We start from the raw sequence: 5,153 nt of genomic DNA, 5'->3' as shown, positions 1-5,153 counted from the left end.
TGGTGTGCAGGTTCCGCGTGTAATGGCCGGAACGATAGCCCTTGCGCTGCTCCGTGCGCTCATACTTAGAAGCGTTGGTCAACTCAGCGGCTTCTTGGTCCAGCAGGTTGTTCAGCGTCTCTTCGACGCTCTGCTTGACCAGATCTTTCAATTCGGCTTTGATTACTTGCTCATTTAATTGTATAATGTTGTCAGACATGGATCTCGTCTCCTTTGCGTTTTTGTTTGGCGACTTAATTGTAACAGAGGACGAGGTCCATGTCTTTATTCTATTTTGCGAAAGATATTATACCTTATCTTTCTAGATTACTGATGTCAGTATCTTTTGCGATATCGAAAGCGAAGATAACACCCTTGACGCTTGTTCCCGGACTAACCTGAGATAAATACCAAGGAGAATTAAATGATTTGTTTGCCATGCGAATTCCAAGCATTGCTTGATCATTTGGTCTATATTCTTTACCATTACTGATATCAATCACTTTAAAGAAATATTGTACTTCTCCTGCTCCTGGCTGGCGCGGTTCAGTTCCATTATTCGTTTCATCTAATGTAACAATCAAAAACTGACCGTTAGCTTGAATATTTCCAGCAGAATTTTGTGTCTTTACAGATGTCACGCGATAGGTCCAATCAGCATAATTGGCATCTTCATTCAAGCCAATGAAATCAGCTTTCATGGGGATTCCAGCTACAAAATTTCCTTCATACTCTTTTAAGTTACCGTGTTGCGATAATGTTGCTTTTCCTTGTCCATTCAACCTATCATTTTTGTATGTACCTTCGTTATAAATCTTCGTATTTGTCCAAGTAGTCTTTCCTTTTCCTTCGAAATGACCATTTTTGAATTCACCCTCATAAATCCATTCATGTCCCTGGGAGTTCTTGGTGACGAACTTTCCTTTTCCGTTTGGTTCATTTTGTTCATTTACTTCACCAGTATAACTGCCAGTGCGATCTCCGTACGATAACTGTAGGGTCATTTGTTGATTTGTGACTTTTTTGGGGCCGCCACAACCAGCGATTACAGCAATCAAGCATACAGAAAGCAAGAGTGATACAACTTTTGCTATATAGTGGTGTGAATTCATAGATAATCATTCCTTTCCCTTATTATAAAAATCATAGGAAACTTCTCTAAATCTACGAATTCGATAAAGATTTGAAAAATCCTTCTTGTTTTGTATCAATATATATAATTTTATGCACTTAATCGTATTGATTCTATCATTCCGCTACTGGAATCAATTCCTTTAAACATGTCAATGAACGCAAAGCCCCCATCCGGTCATCACTCCAGATGGGGGCTTGCTTGGTGCCATATTAGACACTCTTTTGGCATTTTCAGTATACGTCATTCTGTCAGAGGCGGCAAGAGGAAAACCTCATCCTCCTCACAGGCTCGGCAACTTCTCCAGAGGAGTAGACTCAAAGGCCGAAGGCGTAGCCGGTCAGGGCCATGGAGCCGAGGTTGCGGACGTTGTTGAAGATATAGGGCGTCTCGCCTTTGGAGGCGCCGAGGATGTAGAGGAGGGGGAGGAAGTGGTCGAGGGTCGGGACGGCGTAGTCGGCGTCGGGGTGGCGGTGGTAGTCGATGACGGCTTCGTCATCGCGCTGCTCGATGGCTGCTTTTATGGCTTCATCGAAGCGGTCGGCGGCGGGATTTCCGTGCTCGTTCTCCCATTCGACGCGGCGCAGGTTGTGGACGACGTTGCCGCTGCCCATGATGAGGTAGCCCTTCTCGCGCAGGCTGGCGAGCTTTTGGCCGAGCTTGTAGGCGGCGTGCTCGGTGATGTCGCCGTTGACGGAGAGCTGGACGACGGGGATGTCGGCCTTGGGGAAGATGTGGACGAGGATGCTCCAGGCGCCGTGGTCGATGCCCCAGCTGTCGTCGATTTCGACGTCTGCGCCGAGCAGGTCCGTGACGTCGCGCGTGAGGTCTGCGCAGCCGGTCGGCTCGTACTTGAGTTCGTAGAGCTCCGGCGGGAAGCCGTACATGTCGTAGACCTGGCGCGGCTTTGCGGCGCTCTGCACGAGGGTGCCGTGGGTGTACCAGTGCGCGGAGATCATCAAGATAGCCTTGGGCTTGCCGAATTCCTCGAGGATGCGCTTTCCGAGGCGGTTGTAGGTGTCGGTCAATTCATTGTGGTCGAGTGCGATCATCGGGCTGCCGTGTCCGACGAAAACAGCGGGCATCTTTTTCATGGGGATTCCTCTTTTCTCGTTGTATTTCCTATAAAGGTATCGTTTCTGTACTAACTCCCTTGTCTATATTATAGAAATCGTGTAGAATGTTGACAAGAAGGCCGCTGACAGTCAAAATAAAGTTGTAAAAAAGTATAAATAGCCTTGCTTAAAAAACAATTTATTGGTAAAATAGTATTGAGGTGATACCATTGAAGTACTATACAATCAATAAATTTGCTAAAATCATCGGGGTCACCCCACAAACTCTTAGAAACTGGGATAGAAGCGGCCGGCTTCATCCTCATCATACTTCGACGAATGGCTACCGCTACTATTCAGAAGAGCAATTGTGTGCTGTGACAGGGATTCAGTTCGCGCCCAGAAAAGTCATCGGATATTGCAGGGTATCAAGCCGCAAGCAAAAGGATGATCTTGAACGACAAGTAGAGAATTTGAGAACCTACCTGTACGCGCAAGGAAATCCATTTGAAATCATCACAGATATAGGCTCTGGAATCAATTATACGAAGGAGGGGCTGCAAGAGCTGATTCGCAGGATAGAAGTCAATCAAGTCGAGAAAGTTGTTGTCCTTTATAAGGACAGGCTCTTACGCTTTGGCTTTGAGCTTCTTGAAACAATTGCCACAATCCATGGATGTAAAATCGAGATTGTTGATACGACTCGGGAAAGTGAACAGCAGGAACTGGTGGAAGATTTGGTGCAAATCATCACAGTATTCAGTTGCAAACTTCAAGGAAAACGAGCGCATCAGGCAAAGAAGATGATTCAAGAGTTGGCAGGAGATGATTCAGATGATAAAGTCAATCCGAGTACAGCTGTTGCCGAATAACAAACAGAAGACTAAGCTATTTCAATTTGCTGGTGCTGCAAGATATGCTTATAATTGGGCACTGAACAAGCAGATGGATCATTTCTTTGAGGGACACAAAATCCAGACGGACAGCGCGCTTCGTAAAGAGTTCACGGTTCTGCGCCATGCAGAGGAAAACAAGTGGTTGCAGGATGTATCGAACAACGTCACGAAGCAGGCCATCAAAGACTTGTGCATTGCCTACAAGAACTTCTTCCGCAAGCAGAAGCAGCCTGGCTACATCAAGTACACTTCAAAGAAAATTGCGCATTGTAACCGCATTGGCAAGAGTTTAACCGTCTATGACATGAACGGTCATCCCAAGTTCAGGAGTAAGAAGAACGGAGACTTCCGTTTCTATCAGGACAATGTCAAGATCCAGTTCACAGAGACACATGTCAAACTAGAAAGCCTTGCAGGAAGCAGGCGGAAGAACCGTCAGCGGCTTAACTGGATTCGACTTGCCGAAAGGAATAGGATTCCTGTCCTGGCGAAATACACGAATCCACGGATTGCGTTCGATGGGGAGCGCTGGTGGCTGTCGGTAGGGATACAGACCGCTCGGAAATTGAAACCTTTGCGCGGGCTGTCTTTTGCTTATAGGAAACGTCGATATACTCGCTCAGAAGGGATTGGCATTGATTTAGGCATTAAGGACTTGGCGGTACTCTCTGACGCCACTAAGGTCAGGAATATCAACAAGACCCGTGCAATAAGAAGACTCAAGAAGAAAAGACGCAGGTTGCAGCGTCAGGTATCTCGAAAATACCAAATGAATAAGAAAGGAGATCGTTACTGCAAAACGAGCAACCTTATAAAAAGTGAAAAACAGCTTTTACGGATCAATCACAGACTGGCAAATATTCGTCAGAACCATGTGCATCAGAGTACGACGGCAATCATAAAGCGAAAACCAAGCTTTGTATGTCTCGAAGACTTGAATATCCGTGGCATGATGAAGAATCGATATTTATCCGAGAAGATCCAGGAACAGAGTCTTTATGAATTCCGCAGACAGATTGAATACAAGGCACATTGGGCCAAGATATCTGTTATCATAGCAGATAGATGGTATCCGAGTTCCAAAACTTGTGTCATCTGTGGCCATGTAAAGAAAGACTTGAACCTGTCGGAGAGGATGTACGTTTGTCCTGTATGTGGCAATGTAATCGATCGTGACTTCCAAGCAGCACTGAATCTCAAATGTTATGGGGACGTAGAGCAAATGACATCTGCAAGCTGATAGAAAGAAGTCCATGTAGATAAGTACCGATTCGTTAGTCGGGAACAGACTTACTTCCTTGCGAGAGCAAGGAGTGTCATGTCAAAGCCTCCGAAGCATTATATCAAACGTAAGTAGCTTGTCCTTCGGGAGGGCAAAAACGGATGCGATGAACGAGGAACGAAACATAAAAGTCAGTTTTTCATCAACAGGATGTGGCTTTTTATAAGTTTTCAGTAACGGTAATTTTGCTTGACTAGGTATCAAGTACTTGCGTATTGGAGGAATATCATGGCGAAAGACTTATTTGGCATCTGCCCGTTCGTGACGTCGCAGAAGATCCTGCAGGGGAAGTGGGCGATTCTCGTGCTGCATGAGCTGAGTCAGGGCACGCGGCGCTTCAATGAGCTCGAGCGCGAGCTGGGCATCACGCATGCGACGCTGTCGTCGCAGCTCAAGTCGCTCGAGCGCGAGGGCATCGTGAGCCGCACGGTCTATGCAGAGGTGCCGCCGCGCGTGGAGGTACTGTCAATATTCTTTCGCAAAATCATGAACCGCATCCTCGTTGCAATTAGTCAAGGATGGTCTCGGCATCACATCCATATAGATGCTTCATGTCCATATATTTTTTTGCGCCCCATTGGGAACTCACGACATGACGTAATCTGGCGCAGACGAGCATCAACGCACTCTCTCCATCAGGGAAGGTGCCAATGACGCGCGTCCGGCGACGAATCTCCCGGTTGAGGCGTTCTATGGTGTTGTTGGTACGGATTTTCTTCCAGTGTTCTTCCGGAAAGTCCATGTACGTCAAGGTCTCAGCAATGCCATCCAGCAGCTTGTCGGCTGCCTTGTTCAGCTTCATCCTGCGG

At 46.7% G+C, this 5,153-nt stretch carries 6 protein-coding genes and 1 pseudogene; 3 read left to right on the top strand and 4 right to left on the bottom strand.

All coding sequences use genetic code 11. From position 1 onward, the window contains the following. The 3 genes from T518_RS11040 to ygiD all read right to left on the bottom strand — a co-directional run. The coding region (locus T518_RS11040; protein WP_036378923.1) for a transposase at positions 1 to 199 on the bottom strand (199 nt) is incomplete at its 3' end. A 94-nt stretch (positions 200 to 293) separates the two neighbouring features. Then, complete coding sequence (locus T518_RS11755; RefSeq protein ID WP_072003609.1) at positions 294 to 1,091, bottom strand: DUF4352 domain-containing protein; 798 nt, start codon at positions 1,089 to 1,091, stop codon at positions 294 to 296. A 337-nt stretch (positions 1,092 to 1,428) separates the two neighbouring features. Then, on the bottom strand, positions 1,429 to 2,205 hold the full coding sequence (gene ygiD, locus T518_RS11035; protein WP_036378922.1) for a 4,5-DOPA-extradiol-dioxygenase: 777 nt from the start codon (positions 2,203 to 2,205) through the stop codon (positions 1,429 to 1,431). A gap of 191 nt (positions 2,206 to 2,396) precedes the next feature. Between ygiD and T518_RS11030 the strand changes: the two genes are divergently transcribed. From T518_RS11030 to T518_RS12070, 3 genes and pseudogenes are all read left to right on the top strand, one after another. Next, complete coding sequence (locus T518_RS11030; RefSeq protein WP_036378921.1) at positions 2,397 to 3,038, top strand: IS607 family transposase; 642 nt, start codon at positions 2,397 to 2,399, stop codon at positions 3,036 to 3,038. Continuing rightward, positions 3,001 to 4,302, top strand: coding sequence for an RNA-guided endonuclease InsQ/TnpB family protein (locus T518_RS11025; RefSeq protein WP_036378919.1), 1,302 nt, complete (start codon positions 3,001 to 3,003; stop codon positions 4,300 to 4,302). The genes T518_RS11030 and T518_RS11025 overlap by 38 nt, the downstream gene beginning before the upstream one ends. A 270-nt stretch (positions 4,303 to 4,572) precedes the next feature. Next, positions 4,573 to 4,797: pseudogene (locus tag T518_RS12070) on the top strand (winged helix-turn-helix transcriptional regulator); the annotation flags it as partial. A gap of 55 nt (positions 4,798 to 4,852) precedes the next feature. Here the strand turns inward: T518_RS12070 and T518_RS11020 are convergent. Next, positions 4,853 to 5,153 (bottom strand): transposase (locus T518_RS11020; RefSeq protein ID WP_036378861.1); only part of this gene is annotated, 301 nt, incomplete at its 5' end.

It is taken from the genome of Mitsuokella jalaludinii DSM 13811 (assembly GCF_000702905.1).
GTDB classification, from domain to species: Bacteria; Bacillota; Negativicutes; order Selenomonadales; family Selenomonadaceae; genus Mitsuokella; species Mitsuokella jalaludinii.
The sequence above is the reverse complement of the archived record's forward strand: the minus strand, read 5'-3'. Positions and strand labels throughout refer to the sequence as shown.